Annotated in this window: 24 protein-coding genes and 2 pseudogenes; 14 read left to right on the top strand and 12 right to left on the bottom strand. The window is 72.1% G+C overall.

The features are described from left to right. Positions 1–8 precede the first annotated feature (8 nt). Both ABZ532_RS19090 and ABZ532_RS19085 read right to left on the bottom strand, forming a co-directional pair. Positions 9–380: a fic family toxin-antitoxin system, toxin component gene (locus ABZ532_RS19090; RefSeq protein WP_361284503.1), complete on the bottom strand. Its 372-nt coding sequence runs from the start codon at positions 378–380 to the stop codon at positions 9–11. Continuing rightward, the gene (locus ABZ532_RS19085; RefSeq protein WP_361284500.1) at positions 377–631 is read right to left on the bottom strand and encodes a toxin-antitoxin system HicB family antitoxin; all 255 of its coding nucleotides are present in this window, start codon (positions 629–631) and stop codon (positions 377–379) included. Before ABZ532_RS19085 ends, ABZ532_RS19090 begins: the two co-directional genes overlap by 4 nt. 150 nt (positions 632–781) lie before the next feature. On the opposite strand from ABZ532_RS19085, the gene ABZ532_RS19080 reads away from it, so the two are divergent. The 3 genes from ABZ532_RS19080 to ABZ532_RS19070 all read left to right on the top strand — a co-directional run bounded on the left by ABZ532_RS19080 (position 782) and on the right by ABZ532_RS19070 (position 3,824). Beyond that, the gene (locus ABZ532_RS19080) at positions 782–1,210 is read left to right on the top strand and encodes a GNAT family N-acetyltransferase (protein WP_361284497.1); all 429 of its coding nucleotides are present in this window, start codon (positions 782–784) and stop codon (positions 1,208–1,210) included. 197 nt (positions 1,211–1,407) lie between these two features. Continuing rightward, positions 1,408–2,805, top strand: coding sequence for a hemolysin family protein (locus ABZ532_RS19075; protein WP_361284494.1), 1,398 nt, complete (start codon positions 1,408–1,410; stop codon positions 2,803–2,805). Beyond that, the gene (locus ABZ532_RS19070) at positions 2,802–3,824 is read left to right on the top strand and encodes a hemolysin family protein (protein ID WP_361284491.1); all 1,023 of its coding nucleotides are present in this window, start codon (positions 2,802–2,804) and stop codon (positions 3,822–3,824) included. The genes ABZ532_RS19075 and ABZ532_RS19070 overlap by 4 nt, the downstream gene beginning before the upstream one ends. Here ABZ532_RS19070 and ABZ532_RS19065 read toward each other — a convergent pair. Further along, positions 3,812–4,069 carry a holin gene (locus ABZ532_RS19065; protein WP_361284488.1) on the bottom strand — a complete coding sequence of 86 codons (258 nt, stop codon included), beginning with the start codon at positions 4,067–4,069 and terminating at the stop codon, positions 3,812–3,814. The genes ABZ532_RS19070 and ABZ532_RS19065 overlap by 13 nt on opposite strands. A 107-nt stretch (positions 4,070–4,176) precedes the next feature. On the opposite strand from ABZ532_RS19065, the gene ABZ532_RS19060 reads away from it, so the two are divergent. The 4 genes from ABZ532_RS19060 (at position 4,177) to ABZ532_RS19045 (ending at position 8,581) form a co-directional block, all read left to right on the top strand. After that, positions 4,177–5,013: an SGNH/GDSL hydrolase family protein gene (locus tag ABZ532_RS19060; protein ID WP_361284485.1), complete on the top strand. Its 837-nt coding sequence runs from the start codon at positions 4,177–4,179 to the stop codon at positions 5,011–5,013. Between the two features lie 59 nt (positions 5,014–5,072). Beyond that, positions 5,073–6,506 (top strand): adenylosuccinate lyase, encoded by a 1,434-nt coding sequence (purB, locus tag ABZ532_RS19055; RefSeq protein WP_361284482.1) that lies wholly within the window; start codon positions 5,073–5,075, stop codon positions 6,504–6,506. Positions 6,507–6,568: 62 nt separating this feature from the next. Next, the gene (gene mug, locus ABZ532_RS19050) at positions 6,569–7,072 is read left to right on the top strand and encodes a G/U mismatch-specific DNA glycosylase (RefSeq protein WP_361284479.1); all 504 of its coding nucleotides are present in this window, start codon (positions 6,569–6,571) and stop codon (positions 7,070–7,072) included. A gap of 102 nt (positions 7,073–7,174) precedes the next feature. Further along, positions 7,175–8,581: a pyridoxal-dependent decarboxylase gene (locus ABZ532_RS19045; RefSeq protein ID WP_361284476.1), complete on the top strand. Its 1,407-nt coding sequence runs from the start codon at positions 7,175–7,177 to the stop codon at positions 8,579–8,581. A gap of 7 nt (positions 8,582–8,588) precedes the next feature. On the opposite strand, the gene ABZ532_RS19040 is transcribed toward ABZ532_RS19045, so the two are convergent. Beyond that, on the bottom strand, positions 8,589–9,029 hold the full coding sequence (locus tag ABZ532_RS19040) for a hypothetical protein (protein WP_361284473.1): 441 nt from the start codon (positions 9,027–9,029) through the stop codon (positions 8,589–8,591). Between the two features lie 102 nt (positions 9,030–9,131). Here ABZ532_RS19040 and ABZ532_RS19035 point away from each other — a divergent pair, with 102 nt between their 5' ends. After that, on the top strand, positions 9,132–10,298 hold the full coding sequence (locus ABZ532_RS19035; protein WP_361284470.1) for an ROK family protein: 1,167 nt from the start codon (positions 9,132–9,134) through the stop codon (positions 10,296–10,298). A 21-nt stretch (positions 10,299–10,319) separates the two neighbouring features. Here the strand turns inward: ABZ532_RS19035 and ABZ532_RS19030 are convergent, their stop codons facing one another. Both ABZ532_RS19030 and sigJ read right to left on the bottom strand, forming a co-directional pair. Beyond that, positions 10,320–11,036 carry a GntR family transcriptional regulator gene (locus tag ABZ532_RS19030; RefSeq protein ID WP_361284467.1) on the bottom strand — a complete coding sequence of 239 codons (717 nt, stop codon included), beginning with the start codon at positions 11,034–11,036 and terminating at the stop codon, positions 10,320–10,322. A 169-nt stretch (positions 11,037–11,205) separates the two neighbouring features. Next, a complete protein-coding gene (gene sigJ, locus ABZ532_RS19025; RefSeq protein ID WP_361284464.1) occupies positions 11,206–12,084 on the bottom strand; it encodes an RNA polymerase sigma factor SigJ in 879 nt (292 codons plus the stop codon). A gap of 100 nt (positions 12,085–12,184) precedes the next feature. On the opposite strand from sigJ, the gene ABZ532_RS19020 reads away from it, so the two are divergent. Continuing rightward, on the top strand, positions 12,185–13,015 hold the full coding sequence (locus ABZ532_RS19020; RefSeq protein ID WP_361284461.1) for an alpha/beta fold hydrolase: 831 nt from the start codon (positions 12,185–12,187) through the stop codon (positions 13,013–13,015). A gap of 367 nt (positions 13,016–13,382) precedes the next feature. After that, positions 13,383–14,852 (top strand): GNAT family N-acetyltransferase, encoded by a 1,470-nt coding sequence (locus ABZ532_RS19015; RefSeq protein ID WP_361284458.1) that lies wholly within the window; start codon positions 13,383–13,385, stop codon positions 14,850–14,852. On the opposite strand, the gene ABZ532_RS19010 is transcribed toward ABZ532_RS19015, so the two are convergent. Then, the gene (locus ABZ532_RS19010; RefSeq protein ID WP_361284455.1) at positions 14,737–15,999 is read right to left on the bottom strand and encodes a PLP-dependent transferase; all 1,263 of its coding nucleotides are present in this window, start codon (positions 15,997–15,999) and stop codon (positions 14,737–14,739) included. The genes ABZ532_RS19015 and ABZ532_RS19010 overlap by 116 nt on opposite strands. Before the next feature lie 59 nt (positions 16,000–16,058). Between ABZ532_RS19010 and ABZ532_RS19005 the strand changes: the two genes are divergently transcribed. Together ABZ532_RS19005 and ABZ532_RS19000 are read left to right on the top strand one after the other, a co-directional pair. Further along, complete coding sequence (locus tag ABZ532_RS19005) at positions 16,059–16,541, top strand: Lrp/AsnC family transcriptional regulator (protein WP_361284452.1); 483 nt, start codon at positions 16,059–16,061, stop codon at positions 16,539–16,541. An 85-nt stretch (positions 16,542–16,626) separates the two neighbouring features. Next, positions 16,627–18,405 (top strand): DUF885 domain-containing protein, encoded by a 1,779-nt coding sequence (locus tag ABZ532_RS19000; protein WP_361284449.1) that lies wholly within the window; start codon positions 16,627–16,629, stop codon positions 18,403–18,405. A gap of 65 nt (positions 18,406–18,470) precedes the next feature. Here the strand turns inward: ABZ532_RS19000 and ABZ532_RS18995 are convergent. Beyond that, positions 18,471–18,725 (bottom strand): annotated as a pseudogene (locus tag ABZ532_RS18995) (rhodanese-like domain-containing protein); the annotation flags it as partial. A 17-nt stretch (positions 18,726–18,742) separates the two neighbouring features. On the opposite strand from ABZ532_RS18995, the pseudogene ABZ532_RS18990 reads away from it, so the two are divergent. After that, a pseudogene (locus ABZ532_RS18990) lies at positions 18,743–18,931 on the top strand (hypothetical protein); the annotation flags it as partial. On the opposite strand, the gene ABZ532_RS18985 reads toward ABZ532_RS18990, so the two are convergent. From ABZ532_RS18985 to ABZ532_RS18975, 3 genes are all read right to left on the bottom strand, one after another. Beyond that, positions 18,876–22,028: an SMC family ATPase gene (locus ABZ532_RS18985; protein ID WP_361284446.1), complete on the bottom strand. Its 3,153-nt coding sequence runs from the start codon at positions 22,026–22,028 to the stop codon at positions 18,876–18,878. The pseudogene ABZ532_RS18990 and the gene ABZ532_RS18985 sit on opposite strands and share 56 nt — an antisense overlap. After that, entirely contained in the window at positions 22,025–23,191 is a 1,167-nt protein-coding gene (locus ABZ532_RS18980; protein WP_361284443.1) for an exonuclease SbcCD subunit D, read from the bottom strand. Before ABZ532_RS18980 ends, ABZ532_RS18985 begins: the two co-directional genes overlap by 4 nt. Positions 23,192–23,317: 126 nt before the next feature. Beyond that, positions 23,318–23,944 (bottom strand): YigZ family protein, encoded by a 627-nt coding sequence (locus ABZ532_RS18975; protein ID WP_361284440.1) that lies wholly within the window; start codon positions 23,942–23,944, stop codon positions 23,318–23,320. 77 nt (positions 23,945–24,021) lie between these two features. Here ABZ532_RS18975 and ABZ532_RS18970 point away from each other — a divergent pair, with 77 nt between their 5' ends. Then, positions 24,022–24,435 carry a CoA-binding protein gene (locus ABZ532_RS18970; RefSeq protein WP_361284437.1) on the top strand — a complete coding sequence of 138 codons (414 nt, stop codon included), beginning with the start codon at positions 24,022–24,024 and terminating at the stop codon, positions 24,433–24,435. An 18-nt stretch (positions 24,436–24,453) separates the two neighbouring features. On the opposite strand, the gene ABZ532_RS18965 is transcribed toward ABZ532_RS18970, so the two are convergent. Beyond that, positions 24,454–25,026: an XRE family transcriptional regulator gene (locus tag ABZ532_RS18965; RefSeq protein ID WP_361284434.1), complete on the bottom strand. Its 573-nt coding sequence runs from the start codon at positions 25,024–25,026 to the stop codon at positions 24,454–24,456. Positions 25,027–25,072 lie beyond the last annotated feature (46 nt).

Here is a 25,072-nt window from a genome sequence, read left to right as displayed (position 1 = left end):
AAGCGGAGCTAATCACTCCATTGCCGCAGTCCAGCGGCGATGGTCCGGACATCCGCCTTGCCCTGTTTGACCAGCCGGGCGAGGTCCCTCACCTGCTCGGGCGTGGTGGCCACCTTCAGTCCGCAGGCGACGAGATAGCCGTAGGCGACGGCGGAGGCGAACATGGCGTTGGAGTGCTCCAGAGCCGGTACATGCAGCAGAAGCTGGAGGAGGGACGCGGCCCGTGTGTGGGGGTCGCTGTAGACGGGCGTACCGAATATCTCCGCCTCATGGCGGCTCACGGCGGCCACGAGCGCGCCCCAGTCGGTGACCTGGGGGTCTCCAGGGGTCCTGTACTCGGCGACCATGAGGAGCCAGGCGAGGTCGATCGAGAGGGTCAACGCCCGCTCTCGTTCCCCTGCGACGCACCGCCCGGAGCGTCCGGCGCCCCGAACTCCTCGGTGAACACCGCCTCGTACTGCTGCATGAAGTCCGCCGCCGCCTCGACGAAGGTGCGCCCCACCTCCCCCGCGTCCTGCTTGACGAGCTCCTCGATGTAGCGGTTCACGCTCACGCCCCGCTGCTGGGCCCGCCGCCGAGCGGCCTCGGCGGTGCTCTCGTCCACGCGTACGTTCAGCTGAGTCTTCGCCACACTCTCAAGCTAGCGCCGGATCGCTAGCACCGGCAAGCACGGCTGTCCGGCCCGTTCGGCCTGTCCGCCCGGTCAGCCAGCCCGGTCAGCCCGGTCCACATGACGGAGTCCCGTCGACGGCTCGCAGGGGCCGGTGGTGGGATGACGGCCATGGACGATCTCCACATCCGCGCCGCGACGGCCGGCGATCTCGAGGCCGTACTCGGCTTCTGGAAGACGGCCGCCGAGGGCACCAGCATCAGCGACGACCGGGAGGGCCTCGAGCGGCTCGTAGCCCGCGACGCCGGGACGCTGCTCCTGGCGGAGCGGGACGGCGACATGGTGGGCACCGTGATCGCCGGATTCGACGGGTGGCGCTGCCATCTGTACCGGCTCGCGGTACTTCCCGGGCAGCGGCGGCGCGGTGTCGCCCGCGCGCTGCTCGCGGCGGCCGCGGAGCGGTTCGTTGAGCTCGGCGGGAGGCGCGCGGACGCGATGGTGCTGCATGACAATGAACCGGCGCACCACGCATGGCGCGCGGCGGGCTATACACCGCAGGCCGAGTGGGGGCGCTGGGTGAAACCGCTCGTCGAGGGGTGAGCCGGCACTCCCGGAAGAGCAAACCGGGGGTGGCCGTCACCGACCGCTTTGCCGGTCCTTTACCATAGGTGAACCTCCTTACCTTCGAACGAAAGGTGTGAGCGTCCGCCCATGGGCGAGCCTCCCAGTAGCAGTCATCACCTCGGAAACCGAGCGTTCCTCCTCCCACTGGCCGATCATGGGACGGAGGTGAACCGATGACCGAAGTGCTCCTGCTCCTGGTGGCGGTGCTGCTCTGCCTCGCCTGCGGAGCGTTCGTCGCGGCGGAGTTCTCGCTCACTACGGTCGAGCGCCCCGAACTCGAGCGCGCCGCCGAGCGGGGTGAGCGCGGCGCCGCCAGCGCGCTGAAGGCGGTCCGCGGGCTCACCTTCCAGCTCTCCGGGGCCCAGCTCGGCATCACCGTCACCAATCTCGTGGTCGGCATGCTCGCCGAGCCGTCGATCGCCAAGCTGATCGCGGGTCCGCTCGAGGCGATCGGCGTGTCCGAGTCCGTGGCCTCGTCTCTCGCGCTGGTCATCGGTACGACACTGTCGACGATCGTGCTGATGGTCGTCGGCGAGCTGGTCCCCAAGAACTGGGCGATCTCCTCTCCGCTCGCGGTGGCCAAGGTCGTCGCCACCCCGCAGCGGGTGTTCTCCGCGGCGTTCCGCCCGCTGATCGGCCATCTGAACAGCATGGCGAACCGCATGGTGCGCCGGTTCGGGTTCGAGCCGACGGAGGAGCTCGCCTCGGCGCGCACCCCCGAGGAGCTCATCGCCCTGGCCCGGCACTCCGCCAAGGAGGGCGCGCTGGAGGCGGACACCGCCGAGCTGTTCGTCCGCACCCTCAACCTCGCCGAGCTGACGGCGGAGAACGTGATGACCCCGCGCGTCCAGGTCACCGCCCTCGAAGCGCAGGCGACCGCCGAGGACGTCGCCAACGCCACCCGGGCCACCGGGCTCTCACGCTTCCCCGTCTACCGGGACAGCCTCGACACGGTCATCGGGATCGCCCACATCAAGGACGTCCTCGCCGTACCGGCCGACGAGCGGCACCGGCACCCGGTGGTCGAGCTGCTGCGGGAGCCGGTCCTGGTGCCCGAGACGCTGACCGTGGACCGGCTGCTGGACCGGCTGTCCGCCAAGCGGACGATGGCCGTGGTCATCGACGAGTACGGCGGCACGGCCGGAGTGGTCACCCTGGAGGACATCGTCGAGGAGGTCGTCGGCGAGGTGCGCGACGAGCACGATCCGCACGAGACCCCCGACCTGGCCCGCGCGGGCGAGGACGCGGACGGCCGGGCCCTGTGGTCCGCCGACGGGGCCGCGCGCACCGATCAGCTCCAGGCCATCGGGCTGCGGGTGCCGGACGGTCCGTACGAGACGCTGGCCGGTCTGATCGCCAGCACCCTCGGGCGGATACCGGCCGTCGGCGACACCATCGAGCACTCGGGCTGGCGGCTCGATGTCGTGGACGCGTCCGGGCGGCGTGCCGCACGGGTGCTGCTGCACGCGCCCCTCCTCCCGGCGGACGATGACGCCGACACCGAAACCGACACCGATACCTACACCGACGGGCCGGCCGGCCACGACGCCGACGGGAGGCCCGCGCGATGACCGCGATCCAGCTCTTCATCGCCTTGCTGACCCTGGTCGTCAACGCCTTCTTCGTCGGCGCCGAGTTCGCTCTGGTCTCGGTGCGCCGCAGCCAGATCGAGCCGAAGGCCGAGCAAGGCGACCGGAGGGCGCTCAGCGTCATCTGGGGCCTGGAACACGTCTCGGCCCTGCTGGCCGCGGCTCAGCTCGGCATCACCCTGTGCACGCTGGTGCTGGGCGTGGTCGCCGAGCCGGCGATCGCGCACCTGCTGGAGCCCGTCTTCGACGCCGTGGGAGTGCCGCACGGCCTGGTGTACCCGATCTCGTTCGTGATCGCGCTGGCGGTGGCGACGTATCTGCACATGCTGCTCGGCGAGATGGTGCCCAAGAACATCGCGCTGGCCGAGCCGACCCGTACGGCGCTGACCCTCGGTCCGCCGCTGGTGGCGCTGGCCCGGGCACTGCGTCCAGTGATCTTCACGATCAACGCTTTCGCCAACACCCTGCTCAAGCTGCTGCGGGTCGAGGTCAGGGACGAGGTCTCCGCGACGTTCTCGGACGACGAGCTGGCCCGGATGGTGCGCGACTCGGGGGACGCGGGACTCCTGGACGACCGGGCCGCCGAGCGGCTGCACGACGCGCTCGAGCTGGGACGGCGGCCGGTGCGTGAGGTCGTGATGCCGGTCGGGCGGGTGGTCTACGCACAGGTCGGCACCACGCCCGAGGAGCTGGAGCGGCTCTCCGCGGAGTCGGGCTTCTCCCGCTTCCCGGTCCTGGACGACACGCGCCAGATCCTCGGCTACCTCCACGTGAAGGACGCCCTGGACGAGGCTCCCCGCGATATGCCGTTCCCGGTCACGGCGCTGCGGCCGATCGCCCGCGTACATGGCGTGACCCCGCTCGACGACGTGCTGACCGCGATGCGCCGAAGCCGTACCCATCTCGCCGCGGTGCTCGACGAGGACGGCAAGCTGGCCGGACTGGTCACGATGGAGGACATCCTGCGGGAGCTGGTCGGCACACCGGATCAGGGCCGCTGAGGCGAGGGGGCGCGGTCCGTGGTCTCGGTGATGCCGGGGCCGCGCCCGCCCACGCCCGAGGCGCCTATCGCCGTGAGCACGGAGAGCAGGGTGGCCAGGCCGGCTGTCGCCAGCGCGGCGGGCCAGTCCACGTCGAAGAGGCTCGTCGCCTTGGCGACGAGCACGGCGGCGAGGGACTGGGCGAAGGTGCGGATGGCGCGTTCGGCGGTGGCGGCCCAGAAGGCACCGCTCAACAGGTTCGTCATGTACGGGACATTATCGAGCCGTGAGCGACCGACTACGACCGGTCCCCGACCGCCGGCCGGACACCCCCGGACCCCCATGGCATACCGCGCGGTATGATCGGCCCGCCATGGAGATGAATGCCGCGTACACCAGCTTTGTCGCGATCGGCGACTCCTTCACCGAGGGCATGTCCGACGGACAGCCCGACGGCACGTACCGGGGCTGGGCCGATCTCCTCGCGGCACGGCTCGCGGCCCGCACCCCCGGCTTCCGGTACGCGAACCTCGCGGTCCGCGGGAAGCTCATCGGCCAGATCGTCGATGAGCAGGTGGACCGCGCCGCCGGCATGAACGCGGACGTGGTGACCCTCGTCGGCGGACTCAACGACACCCTGCGCCCGAAGTGCGACATGGGACGGGTGCGGGGGCTGCTCGACGAGGCGGTGGAGCGGCTGGCGCCCTCGTGCGGCCGGCTGGTGCTGATGCGCAGCCCGGGGCGCAACGGTCCGGTCATGGAGCGCTTCCGCCCGCGCATGGAGGAGCTGTTCGCCCATATCGACATGCTCGCCGCCCGGCATGGCGCACTGGTGGTGGACCTGTACGGCGCCCCGGTACTCGGGGACCAGCGGCTGTGGGACGTGGACAGACTGCATCTGACCGCCGAAGGCCACCGGCGGGTCGCCGAGGCGGTCTGGCAGACACTGGGGCTGGCCGCCGAGGAGGACTGGCGAATTCCGCTGCCCCCGGCCGCACCTCCGGGATGGTCCACCCGGCGCGCGGCGGATCTGCGCTTCGCCCGGGAGCATCTGGTGCCCTGGATCGGACGGCGGCTCACCGGGCGTTCCTCCGGCGACGGCAGGCCGGCCAAGCGGCCTGAGCTGCTTCCGTACACCGCCCCGCTCATCGCGCAGCACACTGCCCCGCACACCGCCGCGACCGACGGGGAGACCGCGGGACTCTCGTAGCAAGCCACAAATCGGGGCGGGGCGCTGGCCTGCGTAAACCGCCAGTAGAATCCCTACACGTGACTGCCAAGCCCCGCATCCCCAATGTCCTGGCCGGCCGCTACGCCTCCGCGGAGCTCGCCGACCTGTGGTCCCCCGAGCAGAAGGTGAAGCTGGAGCGCCGGCTCTGGCTGGCCGTGCTGCGTGCCCAGCGGGACCTCGGGATCGAGGTGCCCGAGGCCGCGCTCGCCGACTACGAGCGCGTACTCGACCAGGTCGATCTGGCCTCCATCGCCGAGCGCGAGAAGGTCACACGGCACGACGTGAAGGCCCGCATCGAGGAGTTCAACGCCCTCGCGGGTCATGAGCATGTGCACAAGGGCATGACCTCCCGTGATCTGACCGAGAACGTGGAGCAGCTCCAGATCCGGCTCTCGCTGGAGCTGGTCCGCGACCGCACTGTGGCGGTGCTCGCCCGTCTCGGCGCGCTGTCCGGTCAGTACGCGGAGCTGGTGATGGCCGGCCGCTCGCACAATGTGGCCGCGCAGGCCACGACGCTGGGCAAGCGCTTCGCGACGGCCGCCGACGAGCTCCTCGTCGCCTTCGGGAGGCTGGAGGAGCTGCTCGGCCGCTATCCGCTGCGCGGTATCAAGGGACCGGTCGGCACCGCCCAGGACATGCTCGATCTGCTCGGCGGTGACGCGGCCAAGCTCGCCGAGCTGGAGCAGCGCATCGCCGCTCACCTGGGCTTCGCACAGGCCTTCACCTCCGTCGGCCAGGTCTACCCGCGGTCCCTGGACTACGACGTGGTCACGGCGCTGGTGCAGCTCGCCGCCGCGCCGTCCTCGCTCGCGAAGACCATCCGGCTGATGGCGGGACACGAGCTGGTCACCGAGGGCTTCAAGCCCGGCCAGGTCGGCTCCTCGGCGATGCCGCACAAGATGAACACCCGTTCCTGCGAGCGCGTCAACGGTCTGATGGTCATCCTGCGCGGCTATGCCTCGATGACCGGCGAGCTGGCGGGTGACCAGTGGAACGAGGGCGATGTCTCGTGCTCCGTGGTGCGCCGGGTGGCGCTCCCGGACGCCTTCTTCGCCTTCGACGGACTGCTGGAGACCTTCCTGACGGTGCTGGACGAGTTCGGTGCCTTCCCCGCGGTCGTCGCGCGTGAACTCGACCGCTACCTCCCCTTCCTGGCCACGACCAAGGTCCTGATGGGCGCCGTTCGCGCCGGAGTCGGCCGGGAGATCGCCCATGAGGCCATCAAGGAGCACGCCGTGGCCTCCGCCCTGGCGATGCGCGAGCAGGGCGCCGAGCGCAACGAGCTGCTGGACAAGCTCGCAGCCGACGAGCGCATCCCGCTGGACCGCGCCGGGCTCGATGCCCTCATGGCGGACAAGCTGTCCTTCACGGGCGCGGCGGGCGACCAGGTCGCGGCGGTGGTCTCGCGTATCGAGGAGATCACCAAGCAGCACCCCGAGGCCGCGGGATACGCCCCCGGGTCGATCCTCTGACTCGGACGCCCCGGTTCACGCCGGCTGAGCTGGAGGCCGCCCGCGATCGCCTCGTACCCGATGTGATCGCGGACGGCCTCGCCGTGCTGTTCTGCGGGATCAACCCCGGTCTGCTGACGGCGGCGACGGGCCATCACTTCGCCCGTCCGGGCAACCGCTTCTGGCCGGTGCTGCACCTCGCGGGCTTCACCCCACGGCAGTTGCGGCCGGACGAGCAGGACGAGCTGCTGACGTACGGACTCGGCATCACCAATGTGGCCGCCCGTGCCACCGCCCGCGCCGACGAGCTGGGTGCGGAGGAGTTCCGTGAGGGAGGCAGGATCCTGACGGAGAAAGTGGAGCGGCTGCGGCCCCGCTGGCTCGCCGTCGCCGGGATCACCGCGTACCGCACGGCCTTCGGGGAGCGCGCCGCGCGCATCGGCCCACAGGAGCGGACGATCGGCGGGACGCGGATCTGGGCGCTTCCCAATCCGAGCGGCCTCAACGCCCACTGGACCGTGCGGTCCATGGCCGAGGAGTACCGGCGGCTGCGGCTGGCCGCCGGCGTGGCCCAGCAGGCGGCCTGACTTCCCCGGGCACGCTGCCGCGTACGGGGCAGGGCCGCACCGCGCGAGGATCTCCCGGCGGCTGTGTTGCGGGCTCCCCACGCCAGGTCCATAGTCCGAAGCATGGACCCGCGAGGGGCGGCGGACCCGCGAGAGGCGGCGCTGCACCGGGCGTACGACCATGCCGTTCACTGGCTCGCGAGCCTGTCCGAACGGCGGATACCGGCCCGGGCGTCCGTCGAGGAGGTCGTACGCGCGCTCGGCACCGAGCTACCGGACGGTCCGAGCCCGCCCGAGGACGTGATCGAGCTGCTCGCCACCGCCTGCGAGCCCGGGCTCACGGGCTTCCCCAGCGGCCGTTTCTACGGCTTCGTGATCGGCGGGACCGAACCTGCTGCTCTGGCCGCCGACTGGTTGGTGAGCGCATGGGACCAGAACTCCGTGCTGCGCCTGATCTCCCCTGCGCACACGGCGGTGGAGGACATCGCCGAAGGATGGCTCCTGGATCTCCTGGGTCTGCCGCCGGGCAGTGCCGTCGGCTTCACCACCGGCGCCACCATGGCCAACTTCACCTGTCTCGCCGCGGCACGCGACACGGTGCTGAGACGGGCGGGCTGGAACACCGCCCGCGACGGTCTCAGCGGCGGCCCTGCGGTCCGGGTGCTCGCGGGTGAGTGCCGCCATATGACGATCGACCTGGCGCTCCGCTATCTCGGGCTCGGCGCACCGCGTCCGGTGGCGACGGACAGCCAGGGGCGCATCATCCCCGCCGCACTGCTGGACGCCCTGGCCGCGGGCACGGACGAGGGCGCCCGCTCGGAGCCACCGACGATCGTCGCGCTCCAGGCCGGGGAGATCCACACCGGAGCCTTCGACCCGTTCGAGGAGACGGTCGAAGCCGCCCGCGCCGCGGGCGCGTGGGTGCACATCGACGGAGCCTTCGGCCTCTGGGCCGCGGCGTCCCCCGAGTACGCCCGGCTGACCGCGGGCTGCGCGCGGGCCGACTCCTGGGCCACGGACGCCCACAAGACCCTGAACGTCCCCTACGACTGCGGTCTCGCCGTCGTACGGGACGCCCCGGCGCTTCGCGCGGCGATGGGCCAGCGCGGCGACTACCTCATCCAGCACGAACGGGGCGACCCGTTCGACAAGGTCCCCGAACTCTCCCGTCGGGGCAGGGCCTTCACCGTCTGGGCCGTGCTCCGTTCGCTCGGCAGGTCGGGTGTCGCCGCCCTTGTCGAACGGTTGTGCCACCATGCCTCGGTGTTCGCCCATGGCATCGCCGCCATCGAGGGGGCCCGGGTGCTGAACGACGTGGTGTTCACCCAGGTCTGCGCCGACTTCGGCGACGACGCCCGCACGGACCGGGTACTGGACCGGCTGCTCGCGGACGGCACGGTCTGGATCAGCGGCTCCACTTGGAATGGCCGCCGGGTGATGCGCATCTCGGTGTGCAACTGGTCCACGACCGACGACGACGTGGCCCGGGCACTGGACGCGATCCGGCGCGCGGCTGCGGCAGCCCCGTAGAGCCCGGTCAGGGAGGATCCGTCTCGGTGACCACGGCCAGCAGCTGGTACGGCAGCTCCGTGTCCCACTTCGAGATGCCGAGCACCACCCACAGCCCGTCCACACGCCACAGGTGCACATCCGGCACCGAGTTGCCGAGCACCCTCCAGGGCTCGGGTATCTCCTCACCGTCCTCGACGGACCGGGTGAACAGCGAGTACAGACCGAACACCTGCGGCTCCCCCCACCGTTCGCTGAGCAGCAGCGCCAGTGCCTCGCGCTCCGCCTCGAACTGCTCGGCCACGATCTCCATCCGGGAGCGGTCGTCCCAGAACCCCCCACTCGTGATCAGCTCGGTCGTGTGGAAACCGGGGCCGCTGTCGCCCACGTCAGACCGGCCGGCCGCCACGGGGAAGGGCCGTGAGCGCAGCAGGTCGATGGTCGCCAGATGCCGAGCGAGGGTGGTCATGCGCTCCAGTAAAGCCGTCCCCACTGACATATGGCGTGCCGTCAGGCGTCCCGGCAGCGAGTACGATCCGCCAGACACCCGCACGACCAGGAAGGACCCACCGTGGGGCGGCTGACCGGTGGAGACCCGTCGCTGCTGCGGCGCATCAACTCCGCAGTGGTGCTGGACGCGCTGCGGGGCGCCGGTACCGCCACGCTCACCGATCTGACCCGTGTCACCGGCCTGTCGCGCCCCACGGTCGAGGGAGTGGTCGAGGGACTGATCGGGGACGGGCTCGTCGCCGAGGTCGCGCCCGGGGAACCCGAGAAGGGGCAGACCAGGCGGCAGGGCCGCCCGGCGCGGCGGTTCCGGTTCCGGACGGAGGCGGGACATCTCCTAGGTGTGGAGATCGGCCCGCACCGGGTGGCCGTGCTGCTGTCCGGTCTTGACGGCGAGATCTCGGGCACCGGCTCGCGGGAGGTGGCTCAGACCGCGTCAGCCGATGAGCGACTGGAACAGGTGCGCGCGCTGGTCGCCCAGGTGCTGCGCCGCTCCGGTGTCGCCCGCAGCTCGCTGCGGGCCGTGGGCGTTGGCACCCCGGGCATCGTGGAGGCCGACGGCACCGTACGGCTGTGCACCGCGCTGCCCGGCTGGACGGGGCTGGCGCTGGGCGAGCGGCTGCGGCGGTCGTTCCGTTGTCCCGTGCTGGTGGAGAACGACGCCAACGCCGCGGCGGTCGCCGAGCACTGGAAGGGCTCGGCCACGGACTCCGACGACATCGTCTTCGTCCTCGCCGGGCTGAGCCCCGGCGCCGGCTCCCTGATCGGAGGACGGCTGCACCGGGGCTTCGGCGGTGCGGCCGGGGAGATCGGGGCCATGCATCTGCTGGGCCGCGAAGCCACTCCGGAGGCCCTGCTGTCCACCACCGGTGAGCCCCTGCCCCCGCTGGACGAGCAGGCCGTCGCGGAGGTCTTCGCCGATGCCCGCCGGGGCGACGAGCGTGCGCGTGCGGCGGTGGACCGGTTCATCCAGCGCCTGGTGCACGACGTGGCGGCTCTGGTGCTGGCGCTGGACCCCGAGTTGGTCGTGGTCGGCGGCTGGGCGGCGGGGCTGGAGGGTGTCCTGGATCCGCTGCGCGAGGAGCTGTCACGCTTCTGCCTGCGACCGCCCCGTGTGGCCCTGTCGGTGCTGGGCGATGCGGCGGTGGCGACGGGTGCGCTGCGCGTGGCGCTGGACCATGTGGAGGATTCGCTGTTCGCGCTGGCGGGGACGGTGACGGAACGGCGCTGACCGGTGCGCCGCCGCGCCGTTTCAGTCACCGAAGGTGAGCCGGCAGGTGTCCGCTCGATAGGTGGCGACGGAGACCGCGGCGGTGCGGTCGGCGCTGACGTAACGCGTGGTCACGACCAGTACGGGCGCGCCCGGCAGCCGGTCCAGCTCCTTGGCGTCGTCGGCGCGGGCCGAGCCGAGCTCCACGGCGCGGTCCTGCCCGTCCAGGGGGAGCTGCCGCAGTGCGCGCAGCACCTCACCGGCCCGAGCGGCGCCTGAGGAGGCGTCGGCGGTGCACACGAACTCGAAGGAATCACCGGGCACATAGAGCAGTTCGGCCGCGACGGGCTGACCGTGACGGACCAGCATCCGGCGCACCGTGTGGACTTCGTCGTCGCTGTCGGTAGCGAGCGCCATGGCAACGGCGGCCGGTGGCTGGGAGAACAGGCAGCCGACGGGCTCCCAGGCGTCCCCCGGCCCCCCGGGCCAGTCCTGCGATGACGTGGAGACATCGACGCCCATGCGGGGTGGCGCCACGGTGGTGCCCACGCCGCGGCGACGCTGCAACCGCCCTTCCAGCGTGAGCTGTTCCAGGGCCTGACGGAGCGTGGCACGGGCGACACCGAAGCGGGCGGCGAGCTCGCGCTCGTTGGGCAGGACCTCGCCGACCGCGAACTCGGAGTCGAGCGCCTCGCCGATCACGGCCTTGAGATGCCGGTACTTCGGCTCCGGCACCGCTTCCAGCTGCGTGGTCCCCACCCTGTCCTCCGTGCCTGCCTGTCCCGGTGGTTTTCCGTGGCTTGTTTATTAAAGGTTCCTGCACTATGTCTGCGACCATAGAGCGGCCCCATCGGCTGGTCAAGACCAATCCTTGGGCCCGCGGCGACCCGACGTCACCCTCTACGGGAGGCTGGGGATCCCGGATCGTTTACCGGAAGTTCGTGAGTTTGTCGGGGTTGCGCACCAGGTAGACGCACTGGATCCGCCCGTCCCTGACCTCGATCTGCACGAGGGTGTCCGGCTCCCCGCCCACGAGCAGCAGCAACCCGGGCGCCCCGTTGACCTGCATGAAGCGGTACTCCACCCCGGCCACTGACCCCGTGGCGACGGCCAGCAGGAAACGGCCCACCTTGTCCGCCGTCTCGATGACGCGCCGTGCCGCCTTGGCCCTGCCGCCGCCGTCGCTGACCAGCCGCACATCGGGGGCGAGCAGTCCGATCAGGGCGTCGAGGTCACCGCCGCCCGCAGCGGCCAGGAACCGCTCGGTGAGCTCACGGCGCTGCGCCGCGTCGACGTCGTACCGCGGCTTGCGCTCCCCGACATGGCGGCGGGCCCGCCCGGCAAGCTGCCGCACCGCCGCCTCGCTGCGGTCGAGGGCGACCGCGATGTCGGCGTACGGGAATCCGAACGCCTCCCTGAGCACGAACACGGCGCGCTCCAGCGGTGACAGCGACTCCAGGACGATCAGCACCGCCAGCGACACGGACTCCTCGAGCACGGCGCGCTCGGCGGTGTCCGGCGAGAACGGGCCGGACTCGGTCGCGATCGGCTCGGGCAGCCAGGGCCCGACATAGGTCTCACGCCGGGACTGCGCCTGCCGCAGCCGGTCGATCGCCAGCCGGGTGGTGACCCTGACCAGATAGCCGCGGGGCTCCCGGACATCCCCGCGCTCCTCGGCGGACCAGCGCAGCCAGGCGTCCTGGACCACGTCCTCGGCGTCGGAGAACCGGCCGAGCATGCGGTAGGCGACACCGGTCAGCACGGGGCGGTGGGTCTCGAAGACATCAGCGGCGGATTCGGCAGGCACGTGTGGCGCGCTTCCCCTTGAACTAGAGGCTACTGAGCGGTAATCCTGTGCTGACAAACCGTATCAGCGGGCGCGGCCGCCGAGTTCAAGGAGCAGCAGCATGACCTCGAAGGTCTCGTTCGACGTGGTTTCGGCCGGTGTGCGCCAGTCCCTGACCGTGGCCTATGAGCGCACGGGGTCCGGCGAGCCCCTTCTGCTGCTCCACGGCATAGGCCACCACTGGCAGGCCTGGGAGCCCGTCATCCCGCTGCTGGCACCGGAGCGCGATGTCATCGCCATCGACCTGCCCGGTTTCGGCACGTCCGCCGCGCTGCCCGCGGGCATGGCGTACGACCTGTCCACCGTGGTGCCCGTGCTCGGCGGGCTATGCGAGGCACTCGGCGTGGAACGACCGCATGTCGCGGGCAACTCGCTCGGCGGGCTGCTCGCCCTGGCCATGGGCCGCGAGAAGCTCGTCCGCTCCGTGACCGCGCTCTCCCCGGCCGGCTTCTGGACGGAGGCAGAGCGCCGCTACGCGTTCGGGACGCTGCTCACGATGCGGCGCGCCGCCCTGGCGCTGCCCCGGCCGATGATCGACGGCCTGGCCCGCAGCGCTCCCGGGCGCGCGGCCCTCACCAGCACCATCTACGCCCGCCCGGGCCGCCGCTCACCCGAGGCGGTGGTCGCCGAGACCCTTGCCCTCCGTGGCGCCACCGGGTTCCACCGGACCCTGGGCGCCGGTCGCGGGGTCCTGTTCACCGACGACGTACCCGGGATTCCGGTGACGGTGGCCTGGGGCACCCGCGACCGCCTGCTGCTACGCCGCCAGGGCGTCCGCGCAAAGCACGCCATCCCCGGCGCCCGTCTGGTGCGACTGCCCGGCTGCGGTCATGTCCCGATGAACGACGACCCCGCGCTGGTGGCCCGGGTGATCCTCGACGGCAGTCGCTGAGCCGGCGGGGCGGCGCCGGTACACCAGGGTCTCCCGGCGCGCGTCTCCACGACCCCACCGATGCTCGCCGCCGGACCACCGGCTTGCGGTGAACCGCCCCGCGCCATGGTCGACCTGACGATGGCCGCCGGCTCCGTGCAGCGCCCGGCACCGGCGGGCCGGTGCCCGGGTTTCGCCGACTCCCCGCGCGGTGTGGCTCATCACGCCCGGCGGCCCGTGCAGGTCGGCTGCTGGGCACGACCGACCGAAGGCCCGATCACCCTCAGACGGGAACGACCAGAACACACAAAGGCGCCCAAACGGACACTTAACCAGTCAGTCACAAGGCGTTCGTGATCACGCAACAACGCTCCGCCACAGTGATGGCATGACTGACACGACTTCCGCGAAGCATCCCCGCCGCCGGCATCAGTGGCGGCGGGACCTGGTCGAACTGGCCGCCCTCTTCAGTGCTGTCGCCGTGGCCGACGCCGTCGCGAACACGGTCGCCCACGGCCCCGACGGCCCGTATCTGCTGGCTGTCTCGGCTGTCGCGCTCGTCGCCACGGCCGTGTTCCACGCCTGGTGGGCACGCCGCCACGGCCACGCGCCTCCGACCGCGGATACCGGCGGTCCCGGAGCCGCAGCATCCGGGACCGCCGGCACCGACGCGACCCATGCCACGGGCACCACCGGGGAGCCGGGGCGGCCGGACGGGACCGCGCTGTGGCGCATGAGGACCACGGTGAAGGACCAGCCGGGCAGCCTCGCCGCCCTGTGCACCGCGCTCGCCCGCCACCAGGTGGACATCCTCACCCTCCAGACCCATCCGCTGGCCGCCGGCACGGTCGACGAGTTCCTGCTACGCGCCCCCGCCGCGCTCCCGGCCCAGCAGATCACCCGCGAGGTGGCGGCCGCGGGCGGCAGCAGCACCTGGATCGAGCGGGCCGACGCCCATGACCTGGTCGACATTCCGACCCGGCTGCTCGGCCTCGCGACCCGCGCGGCCCTCGACGCCGCCGAACTCCCGCTCGCCCTCCGCCAGCTGCTCGGCCGCTGCACCATCCACGCCCAGCCCGCGCTCACCCTCGGAGGCCGGCCGAACGGCGACCCCGTGCCCGTCGAAGGCGTCCTGGACGAGACCGTGCTGCGGCTGCGCGATCCGAACGGTGGCACGATCACGGTGGAGCGGCCGTATCTGCCGTTCACTCCCACCGAGTTCGCCCGTGCCCGCGCCCTCGTGGAGCTCGACGCCCGGCTCGGTCCGCGGGTCCCGCGCGGCCAGGATGTGCTGACCCTGCCGGAGGCGGGCGAGATCACCGTGCGCCGTGCCGACCGCGGCGACGTCCCCGCGGCCCGTGCGATGCACGACCGCTGCTCCGCACGCACGCTGGCGCTGCGCTACCACGGTCCGGTGGGCGACGCGGACCGCTATCTGAACCATCTGCTCAGCCCGAGCTTCGGCCGGAGCCTCGCCGTCGAGACGGCGTCCGGCCGGCTCGTCGCCCTGGGCCATCTGCTCTGGGACGGCGACGAGACGGAGGTGGCCCTCCTCGTCGAGGACGACTGGCAGCGCCGCGGTATCGGCTCCGAGCTGCTCGGCCGTCTGGTCGCGATGGCCGTCGACGCGGGATGCGAGAGCGTGTACGCCGTGACTCAGGCGTCCAACACCGGCATGGTCGCCGCCATGCGCGGGCTCGGCTTCCCGCTCGACTTCCAGATCGAGGAGGGCACCCTGGTGATCAGCGCACGGCTGGGCTCGGCTCCGCCGCCGTCCGGGCTCCCCCATGAGCTGCCGCGGGCGCCTGGCCGCGAGCCGCGGTCGCCGCTCCCGCACGGCCGGACCGCGCGGGGGTAGCGCTCAGCGCCTCGCGCAGATCGGCCCAGAGGTCATCCACATCCTCGAGACCGACCGACATCCGCAGCAGCCGGTCACTGACGCCTGCGGCGTGCCGGTCTCCCTCGGCCACGATGCGGTGGCTGATGGAGGCCGGGTGCTGGATCAGGGTGTCGACGCTGCCGAGGCTCACCGCGGGCGTGATCAGCCGGACACCGGCGATCACCTCGCGGGCGTCTCCATGGACCTCGAAGGCGACCATGGCGCCGCCGACGGCCGGGTAGTGCACCCGGGCGACGCGCGGGTCGGCGGCGAGCCGCCTGGCCAGCTCGGCGGCCGTCACCGATGCCGCGCGGATCCGCACCGGGAGCGTGGCGAGTCCCCTCAGCAGGAGGTAGCCCGCCATCGGGTGGAGCACCCCACCGGTGGCGAACCGCACCTGGCGCAGTGCGGCGGCGAACTCCTCGTCGCAGGCGACTACGCCACCCATCACATCGCCGTGTCCGCCGAGGTACTTGGTCGCGCTGTGCAGCACGATCCGTGCGCCCTGCTCCACCGGGCGCTGGAGCACAGGGGTGGCGAAGGTGCTGTCGACCAGCAGGGGCACCGAGCCGCAGGCGTGGGCGAGCGCCCTGATGTCGGTCTCGGCGAGCGTGGGGTTCGCGGGGGTCTCGACCATGACCAGTCCGGTGTCCGGCCTGATCGCGGCGGCGACGCCCGCCGGGTCGGTCCAGGTGACCTCGGTGCCGAGCAGGCCGCCCTCCAGCAGATGGTCGCTGCAGCCGTACAACGGCCGGACGGCGACCACATGACGCAGCCCCATCGAGGCCCTGACCAGCAGAACAGCGGTCAGCGCGGCCATTCCGCTGGCGAAGGCCACCGCATCGCCCGCGCCTTCGAGCCGGGCGAGTGCCGTTTCGAAGCGGGCCGTGGTGGGATTGTCCAGCCGGGCGTAGACGGGCGGTCCGTCGAGCCGGGCGCCGGTCGACGCGAAGGCGTCGATCCGCGCCGCCTCCTCCGCCACGTCGTGCGAGGGGTAGGTGGTGGACAGGTCGATGGGTGCGGCGTGCAGGCCGAGCGACACGAGGTCTTCGCGGCCGGCGTGCACGGCTTCGGTGGCGAGTGCCCGGCTGCCCGGGGTGGGGACGTTCGAGGCGACGTGATCCATGAGCGAAGAGTGAACAACTACCGGTGAGTAGCGGGGTCGCTCCGTGTTACGTTCGGGCCATGGCTTCATCCGTCGTACTGGACCCGGTCGATCTCCACATACTGCGCGTTCTCCAGAACGACGCCCGGACCACCTACCGGGAGGTGGCCGCCGAAGTGGGTGTCGCCCCCTCGACCTGTCTGGACCGGGTGGCCCGGCTGCGGCGCAGCGGAGTGATCCTCGGCCATCAGCTCCGAATAGATCCGGCCAAACTCGGCCGCGGGCTTGAAGCGCTGCTCTCCGTTCAGGTACGCCCGCACCGGCGCGAACTGATCGCCCCTTTCGTCGACCGGATCCGGGCGCTGCCCGAGACACGTGCTCTCTTCCATCTGACGGGCCCTGACGACTATCTGGTGCATGTGGCCGTTGCTGACACGGCCGATCTCCAGCGACTGGTGCTGGACGAGTTCACCTCGCGACCCGAAGTCGCCCGTGTGGAGACCCGGTTGATATTCCAGCAGTGGGACTGCGGGCCGCTTCTTCCGCCGGGAATCGAGGCCTGAGACCGGCCTGGGGACAGGCTCGTTTGTCAGCCGACTGAGATCGAACGGCGGTGACGGCGGCGCCCGCGCGTATCAGGATGAACGCATGCCAGAGACACCGAGCAGCGCACTGCCCCGCCAGATCGCAGACGCCTATGTAGACGCCCTCATCGATCTCGACCCGGTCGCCGGAACCTATCTGGGGGTTCCGGAGAGTGCGGGTCGGCTCCCCGATTTCTCCCCGGCCGGCCTGGAGGCCACGGCCGCGCTCACGCGCGCGACCCTGGCCCGGCTCGATCTGGCGGAGGGGCTGCCCGGCGCGGCCGCGGACCAGGAGCGGCGCTGTGCCCGGCTGCTGCGGGAACGTCTCACGGCCTCACTGGCGGTGCACGAGGCCGGCGAGGGGCTGCGCGCGGTCAGCAATCTGCGCTCCCCGGTCCATTCGGTACGCAGTGTCTTCACCGTGATGGCGACCGAGTCGAAGGCGGACTGGGCCGCGGTTGCCGAGCGACTGCGAGCCGTACCGGAGGCACTCGGTGGGTACCGGGCCGCACTGACCCTCGGTCTCGAGCGCGGTCTGCCCGCCGGGCCGCGGGCCACCGCGGCGGTCGTCGGCCAGCTCGCGAAGTGGTCGGGCGCGGCGGACGCAGAGGACACGAGGGCGACGAAGGGCGCGGCCGAGCAGGACGGATCGACGGCCGGCGCTGCGAAGCCACCGGCCGGAGGTGGACGGAGCTGGTTCGAGGATTTCGTCTCGGGGGGCCCGGACGATCTGCGCGCCGAGCTGGAGGACGCCGCCCAGGTGGCCACGGCGGCGTTCGTCGGACTGCACGACTGGATGCGCGACGTCTACGCTCCGGCGATCGCGAGCGCTCCCGACACGGTGGGGCGCGAGCGGTACGCCCGCTGGAGCCGCTACTTCCTGGGCATCGACCTGGACCTCGACGACGCGTACGCGTACGGCTGGTCCGAGTTCCACCGGCTGCTCGACGAGATGAGGACCGAGGCCGACAAGATCCTTCCCGGCGCGGACCCCTGGGAGGCCATCGCCCACCTCGACGAGCACGGCACGCACATCGAGGGCGTCGAAGAAGTCCGGCTGTGGCTCCAGAAGCTGATGGACGAGGCGGTCGAGGCGCTCGACGGCACCCACTTCGAACTGGCCGAGCGGGTGCGGAAGGTGGAGTCCCGCATCGCCCCGGTGGGCAGCGCGGCGGCCCCGTACTACACCGGTCCGTCGGAGGACTTCTCGCGCCCTGGCCAGACCTGGCTGCCGACCATGGGCAAGACCCGTTTCCCGGTGTACGACCTGGTGTCGACGTGGTACCACGAGGGCGTGCCGGGCCACCACCTCCAGCTCGCCCAGTGGGCGCACGTCGCCGACCAGCTCTCGCGCTACCAGGCGACCGTCGGCGGGGTCAGTGCGAACGTCGAGGGCTGGGCCCTGTACGCGGAGCGGCTGATGGACGAGCTCGGCTTCCTCCCCGACCCGGAGCGCCGACTGGGGTATCTGAACGCGCAGATGATGCGCGCCTGCCGGGTGATCATCGACATCGGTATGCACCTCGGACTCGCCATTCCGGCCGACTCCCCCTTCCACCCGGGCGAGCCCTGGACACCGGCCCTGGCCCAGGAGTTCTTCGGCCACTACGCCGGCCATCCGGCGGAGTTCGTGGAGAGCGAGCTGACCCGCTACCTCTCCGTGCCGGGCCAGGCCATCGGCTACAAACTCGGCGAGCGCGCCTGGCTCCAGGGCCGTGAGAACGCCCGTGCCGCGCGAGCCGCACGCGGTGAGGTGTTCGACGCCAAGGCCTGGCACATGGCGGCGCTCTCCCAGGGCTCGCTGGGCCTTGACGATCTGGTCGACGAGCTTTCCAGGCTCTGACCCGGGCACGCCCGGTACGAAGGGGCCCCGCCGCGCGGCCGTGCGCGACGGGGCCCCTGGTCCGCTCAGCAACCGCAGTCCCCGGCCTCCACCGGCGCGATCAGCGGGTCAGGGGCACGGCGGGCCGGGCCGGACGAGACGGATGCCGCGGATTCATAGGCGAATCCTTCCCGTACCCAGTACTCGAAGCCGCCGAGCATCTCCTTGACCTGGTAGCCGAGTTCGGCGAACGCCGGCGCCGCGCGCGCGGCGCCGTTGCAGCCGGGTCCCCAGCAGTACGTCACCACGGGCACTGTGCGATCCTGCAGCCGTTCGGCCTGCAGGGAGAGAGTGCCGTGGGGACGACTGCTTCGTCCTCGAGGTCGCCGCCCGGTCGATGCGGCATCTGGAGGAGATCACCGGGAGGATCGGCACACTCGGATCGGTGACCACGAGCGCCGTGTACTCGTCTCCCCTGCCCAGCCGGCCCGTCAGCCCCTCAGCGGCGCCGTGCGCAGCCGAACCCGGGAGCCGTGCCGCTCTTTGACGACCTCCAGCTGCACGGGGACGCGGCGACGCAGATCGGCGACATGGCTGACGATCCCGACGCTGCGGTCGCGTTCGCGCAGCGAGTCGAGGACGTCGAGCACCTCGTCGAGGGTCTGGTCGTCCAGGCTGCCGAAGCCCTCGTCGATGAAGAGCGTGTCCAGGCGTACGCCGCCTGCCTCGTCGGTCACCACGTCGGCGAGCCCGAGCGCGAGGGCGAGCGAGGCGAAGAACGTCTCTCCTCCGGAGAGCGTGGCGGTGTCCCGCTCCCGGCCGGTCCAGGCGTCGACCACATGCAGTCCGAGGCCGGCGCGTTTGCCGCCCGACCGGCTGTCCGAGTGGACCAGGGTGTAGCGCCCGGCGGACATCCGCTGCAGCCGGACGCTGGCCGCGGCGGCAACCTGCTCGAGGCGGGCCGCGAGGACATACGACTCCAGTCGCATCCTGCGCTCGTTCTCGGCGGACGTACCCGCGGTGAGCCCGGCGAGACGGGCAAGGCGGTCGTACTCCTCGCGCAGCGGCCCGAGGCGACGCACCTCGGTGGCCGCCTGTGCGGAGAGCCGGTCGACTTCGGCGCAGCGTTCCCGGGCCGACGCGAGCGCCGACGCCGCTCCACGCAGAAGCCGTTCGGCGTCGTCGTGGGCCCGCTGCGCGGCATCCGGGTCCGCGGGTGCGTGCTCGGCCGCATCCCGGGCCTCGGCCTCGGCGAGCCGGTCGGCGACCGCTGCCGCCTCCTGCTGCCAGGCATCGAGCCGGTGCTGCAGCTCGCGCTGCCCGTCGTCGCCCAGCAGCGCGGATGCGGCCTCTTCCGGCGTGCGGTACCCGGCGCGGAAGGCGGCGTCGGAGAGCCGGTCATCGGCTTGCTTCAGCCGCTGCGCGGTGTCCTCGGCGACCCGGGCGGCCTCGGCGGCCGCGCCGAGCAGTCCGATCCGCCGCTCAAGCAGCGCCGCCCGCTCGGCAACGCTCCCCGCGCCCCCGGTGGCGCGGGCCACCTCGGCGTCCAGCACCGCCAGCTCGCGGTCGAGCACCTCCCGCCGCGATGTCCGTGCCGCGGCCCGCCGCCCGGTCTCCTGACGCTCGGCAAGCCTCCCCGCGTGCTCATGCTCGGCCCTGGTCAGCGCCTCACGCGCCTCATGCGTATCCGCCGCGAGCAGATGCGCCTCGCGGTGCTCGCGCTCGAGCCGTAGGACGACGGCGGCCAACTCGCCCACGTCGGGGTCCGGCCCACTCAGGCCGCCGGGCTCGGCTCCGGCGTCGGACCCGGCTGACGTGCCGGGAAGCCCGGTCGTGCCCCCCGCACCGAGTGCAGTCTCCGTACCGCTCTCGCCGAAGGCTTCCCGGCCCTCAGGGAGCAGCGCCGGTTCCCGGGCCGCGCGGCGGGCGGTGGTCAGCGACTCGTGGATGACGGCGAGTTCGCGTTCCGTGTCGGCGCGCTTCGCGTCGGCCCTCGTATACGCGTCGTACGCCGCCTCTTCCTGCCCGCGGTCGATGGGCTGTTCCGCGGTGCGGGCCGGGGCCGGGTGGTCCGGAGAGCCGCATACGGTGCAGGGGGTTCCCGGGGCCAGCGCGGTGGCCAGTTCCGCCGCGATGCCGCGCAGACGGCGTTCCTTGAGGTCGAGCCAGGACTCGCGCGCGCCGTGGGCGTGGTCGCGGGCGGCGCGGAGGGTGTCCTGGAGCGCGTTGGCACGGCCGGCGAGGCGGTCGCGTTCACGGGCGGCGGCCGTACGGCGGCGGGCGCGGTCGAGCTGGGCCGCGAGGTGTTCGGCGTGGGTCGCCGCGTCCCGCGCCGTGTCGATACGGGTCCGGAGGTCGCCGCGCAGCGATTCCCACCCGGCGAGCCAGGTCTCCGCGTCGCGCAGGAGCTCCTCGTCCGCCTGGGACTGCCGGTCGAGCTCGGTGCGCTCGCGCCGGAGTTCGGTGGCGCGGGCTTCGGCGCGGCGCGCCGCGTCGAAGCCGCCCAGTTCCTGCCGCAGTTCGCGCTCCAAGGCGGTGAGCCGCTCGCCGCCCGCGTCGGCGAGCGAGCCGGGCAACGAGCCCCTCAGGCCTTCCCACGTGTGGTTCGCCGAGCGGTGCTCCCGCTCCGCGTCACCCCGCAGACGCAGGGCCGGGCCGACGAGCTCCGCCTTGCGCGCCCCGTCGAGCCGCGCCTTGACCCGGTCCCGCTCCGGCTCCGCGGCCTTCAGCTCGGCCAGGCGCCTGCGGGTCTGCGCGTACCGGTCCTGGAGCCGTGCGAGCTCGCGCTCCTCGTCCAGCGCGCGCCCTGCCACGTGCTGACGGCTCTCCGCTGCGGTAAGCGCGCACTCGGCAATGGTGAGGAACTCCCTCGATCCTGCCCGGGCCACGGCGGCCCAGTCGAGCACGGACGCGGCGAGGCCGGCATCGCCGGGCCGGCCGTCCGGGGCCGGCCAGCCCCGCCCCGCGCCGCCCGCCGCCTGCGCCAACCGGTGGGCGATGGCCAGCAGCCGCTCGTCACCCTCGCGTACCTGCTGCTCCGCCCCTCGCCGCAGTGCCGCGAGGCGCTCCTCGACGGCAGCGAAGCGCCGCGTGTCGAAGAGCCGTCCGAGGAGCCTCCCCCGCGCCTCCGCGTCGGCCCGCAGAAAGCGGGCGAAGTCGCCCTGCGGCAGCAGGACCACCTGGCAGAACTGCTCCCTGCTCATTCCGACGAGTTGGGTGACCTCCTCGCCGATCTCCTGGTGGGAGCGGCTCAGCCCCTTCCACTCGCCGACCTCGTGGTCGTACTCCCGCAGCCGGCTCTGGGCTTTCTCGGTGGTGAGGCCGGTGCCCTTCTTCTTGGGGCGGGTCTGCGCGGGCCGCCTGGTGATCTCCAGCCTGCGCCCGGCCACCGTCAGTTCCAGGCACACTTCCGTGGACGTACCGGATGCGGCGTGATCGCTGCGCAACGAGGTGCCGGGGCTCTGCCGGTCGCCCGGTACCGCTCCGTAGAGCGCGTAGCAGACGGCGTCGAGCACGGAGGTCTTGCCCGCGCCGGTCGGGCCGTGCAGCAGGAAGAGACCGGCCGCGCTGAGCGTGTCGAAGTCGACGTCCTGCCGGGCGCCGAAGGGCCCGAAGGCGGTCACGGCGAGTCGGTGCAGCCTCACCCGGTCACCTCGCGCACCGCCGCGTCGACCCGCACGTCGTCGAAGGCCCCGCGCAGCACCGCGCGTTCCCGCTCGTCGGGCACCGCACCGCCCCGTACATGGGCGACGAAGTCCTCGGCGATCTGCTGGTCGTCACGGTCACGCAGCCGCTGTGCGTAGCTGCCGTGCGGGTCCTCCTCGGCCCGATCGGGCGAGAACACCAGGTTGAGGACGTGTGGGAAGCGTTCGGTGAGCCTGGCCATGGGGTCGGCGGGGCGTACGGGGTCGGTGAGCGTCGCCTCGGTCCAGGAGTGCTCGTGGCGGGTCAGCCCGGGGTCAGCGAGGAGTTCCTCCAGTCGTCCGCTGATCCGGGCGAGCGGGCGGGGCACGGGGCAGTCGACGCGCTCGGCGGCGATACCGCCGTCCGGCCCCAGGTCGACCTGCCACATGGTCTTGCGGTGGTCGGTCTCGGAGAAGGAGTAGGCGAGCGGTGAACCGGAGTAGCGCACGCGCTCGTTGATGGTCTGGCAGCCGTGCAGATGCCCGAGGGCCGCGTAGTCGACGCCGTCGAAGACACCCGCGGGCACTGCGGCGACCCCGCCCACGGTGATGTCCCGCTCGCTGTCGCTCGGCAGGCCTCCGGTCACGAAGGCGTGTGCGAGCACCACGCTGCGGGTGCCGCGGGGGCGCTGGGCGAGGTCCTCGCGTACCCGGCGCATCGCGGCGCCGAGCACGGCCTCGTGACCGGCGTCGGCTGCCCCCAGCTCGTCCCGCACCAGGGAGGGCTCCAGGTAGGGCAGTCCGTAGAAGGCGACCTCGCCGTGTGCGTCGGCGAGCACGACGGGGGTGGCGCAGCCGCCGGGAGAGGTGCGCAGATGGATACCGGCCCGTTCCATCAGCCCGGCGCCGACGCCGAGCCGCCGTGCGGAGTCGTGGTTCCCGGAGATCATGACTGTGGGCACGCCCGCGTCCGCCAGCCGGTGCAGTACGTCGTCGAAGAGCTCCACCGCCGCAAGGGGCGGCACGGCACGGTCGTACACGTCACCTGCCACCAGGACCGCGTCGATGGCCCGCTCGCGGACCGTGGCCACCAGGTGGTCGAGGAAGGCCGCCTGGGCGTCCAGCAGGCCCACACGGTGGAAGGACCGCCCGAGGTGCCAGTCCGATGTGTGCAGAATCCTCACGAGCCCGCCCCGACCTGCATGTTTCCGTTCCCCTTTGCCCGCTCATACGGGACACCACGATCAGCAGCGACCACGCTACCGCTCCGACGGGCCCGGCGAGCCCGGACGCCGGGCACCGGTGCCGCCTCACGCCTCGCCGTAGGCCTCCCCGCCCAGCAGCAGCTCCGCTCTGCCCGCGGTGGTATCCGCGAGCCACGCCCGGAAGGTGTCCACATCAGCGTCCGGCAGCGCGATCTCGATGGTCACCGACTCGCCGTAGCGCACCTCCCGCACCAGACGCCCGGCCGCCCGGAGGTCGTTCTCCAGCCTGCCCGCCCGCTGGTGGTCGACCGTGACGCTGGCGAGCCGGAAGCGCCGGCTGGTGACGGTGCCCAGGGTGTCGAGGGCCTCGCCGACCGCGCCGCCGTAGGCGCGGATCAGTCCGCCGGCGCCGAGCTTCACCCCGCCGTAGTACCGCGTGACGACGGCCACGGCATAGCGGACCTCTCGGCGCATCAGCATCTGGAGCATCGGCACCCCCGCCGTGCCACCTGGCTCCCCGTCATCGCTCGCCTTCTGGATGGCGGCGTCGGCGCCGATGACGTAGGCATAGCAGTTGTGGGTCGCGGTGGGGTGCTCCCTGCGGATGCGTGCGACGAAGTCCTGGGCCTCCTGCTCGGTCGCGGCGGGCGCGAGCGCGCAGATGAAGCGCGATCGGTTGATCTCGGTCTCGTGCACGCCCTCACGGGCGACCGTCTGGTACTGCTCCTGCATCCGGCCAGCCTATGCGGCGCTGCGGAGCGCGAGGAAAGCCGGGGAATGGGCGGACCCACCCGCCGGTTGTGCCCGGCATGTACGCAGACGCAGACGCAGACACGGTCCGCAAGATCCTCACGGAGTCCGGAGACACCTGGGCGGTGGTCGGCCTTTCGAACAACGAGTCCCGCGCGGCCTACGGCGTCGCCAGGGTGCTCCAGCGGTTCGGCAAGCGCGTGGTGCCGGTGCACCCCAAGGCGGAGACGGTCCACGGGGAACCCGGTTACGCCTCGCTCGAGGAGATTCCCTTCCCGGTCGACGTCGTGGATGTCTTCGTCAACAGCGGGCTTGCCGGGGCCGTCGCGGACGAGGCGGTCACCAAGGGCGCGAGGGCCGTGTGGTTCCAGCTGGGCGTGATCGACGAGGAGGCCTGCGTGAGGACCCGGGACGCCGGGCTCGACATGGTGATGGACCGCTGCCCCGCGATCGAGATCCCGCGCCTGGGCTGAGGGGACCCCGCCCCGGCTTCAGCGGGCGGGCGGCACGGCGACCGTCATGGTCATCTCGACCGTCTCGGGGCCCTCGTTGCGATAGGTGTGCGGCACGCCGGCCTCGAAGCTGGCCGAGGTGCCGGCCGGTACGGCATGGGATTCGCCGTCGATGACGAGGGTGAGTTCACCGGCCGTGACATGCAGCAGTTCCACCGTTCCGCCCGGATGCGGGTCGGATGCGCTCTCGTCGCCGGGCATGAGCGTCCAGGCCCACATCTCCAGGGGCCCCCTGGCGTCCGCACCCACCAGCAGGGTGGTGGAACTACCGGCCGGGGTCGACCACATGCGGACCGCCTGCTCCGGCGGGACCAGGCGGACCTGCGGGCCCTGCTCGAAGTCGAGGAGGGTGGTGATGCTGACCCCGAGTGCATCGGCGAGCTTCACCGTGGTACCGACGCTCGGGTTGGTCCGTGCCTGCTCGATCTGGATGATCATGCCGCGGCTCACGCCGGAGCGGGCAGCGAGGGCGTCGAGGGTGAAGCCCCGCTCACCGCGCCAGCGCTTGAGGTTGCGGGCGAGCGACTGCGTGAGCTGGTCGAGGTCCGACACGTTCCGTCCAATATTTTAATTGATAGAGTTCAACAGGCTGCACTAC

The organism is Streptomyces sp. NPDC019396 (assembly GCF_040632375.1).
In the GTDB taxonomy this organism is placed as follows: Bacteria; Actinomycetota; Actinomycetes; order Streptomycetales; family Streptomycetaceae; genus Streptomyces.
Note: the sequence above shows the minus strand (reverse complement) of the source record. Positions and strands in the feature narration are given on the sequence as shown.

Coding starts and splice junctions, on each gene's coding strand:
- ABZ532_RS19075 (WP_361284494.1), top strand. CDS start 1,408: ATGACCGAAGTGCTCCTGCTCCTGGTGGCGGTGCTGCTCTGCCTCGCC.
- ABZ532_RS19010 (WP_361284455.1), bottom strand. CDS start 15,999: ATGGATCACGTCGCCTCGAACGTCCCCACCCCGGGCAGCCGGGCACTC.
- ABZ532_RS19045 (WP_361284476.1), top strand. CDS start 7,175: ATGGACCCGCGAGGGGCGGCGGACCCGCGAGAGGCGGCGCTGCACCGG.
- ABZ532_RS19015 (WP_361284458.1), top strand. CDS start 13,383: ATGACTGACACGACTTCCGCGAAGCATCCCCGCCGCCGGCATCAGTGG.
- ABZ532_RS19005 (WP_361284452.1), top strand. CDS start 16,059: ATGGCTTCATCCGTCGTACTGGACCCGGTCGATCTCCACATACTGCGC.
- ABZ532_RS19000 (WP_361284449.1), top strand. CDS start 16,627: ATGCCAGAGACACCGAGCAGCGCACTGCCCCGCCAGATCGCAGACGCC.
- ABZ532_RS19065 (WP_361284488.1), bottom strand. CDS start 4,069: ATGACGAACCTGTTGAGCGGTGCCTTCTGGGCCGCCACCGCCGAACGC.
- ABZ532_RS19020 (WP_361284461.1), top strand. CDS start 12,185: ATGACCTCGAAGGTCTCGTTCGACGTGGTTTCGGCCGGTGTGCGCCAG.
- ABZ532_RS18970 (WP_361284437.1), top strand. CDS start 24,022: ATGTACGCAGACGCAGACGCAGACACGGTCCGCAAGATCCTCACGGAG.
- ABZ532_RS18975 (WP_361284440.1), bottom strand. CDS start 23,944: ATGCAGGAGCAGTACCAGACGGTCGCCCGTGAGGGCGTGCACGAGACC.
- ABZ532_RS19080 (WP_361284497.1), top strand. CDS start 782: ATGGACGATCTCCACATCCGCGCCGCGACGGCCGGCGATCTCGAGGCC.
- ABZ532_RS19040 (WP_361284473.1), bottom strand. CDS start 9,029: ATGACCACCCTCGCTCGGCATCTGGCGACCATCGACCTGCTGCGCTCA.
- ABZ532_RS19060 (WP_361284485.1), top strand. CDS start 4,177: ATGGAGATGAATGCCGCGTACACCAGCTTTGTCGCGATCGGCGACTCC.
- ABZ532_RS19070 (WP_361284491.1), top strand. CDS start 2,802: ATGACCGCGATCCAGCTCTTCATCGCCTTGCTGACCCTGGTCGTCAAC.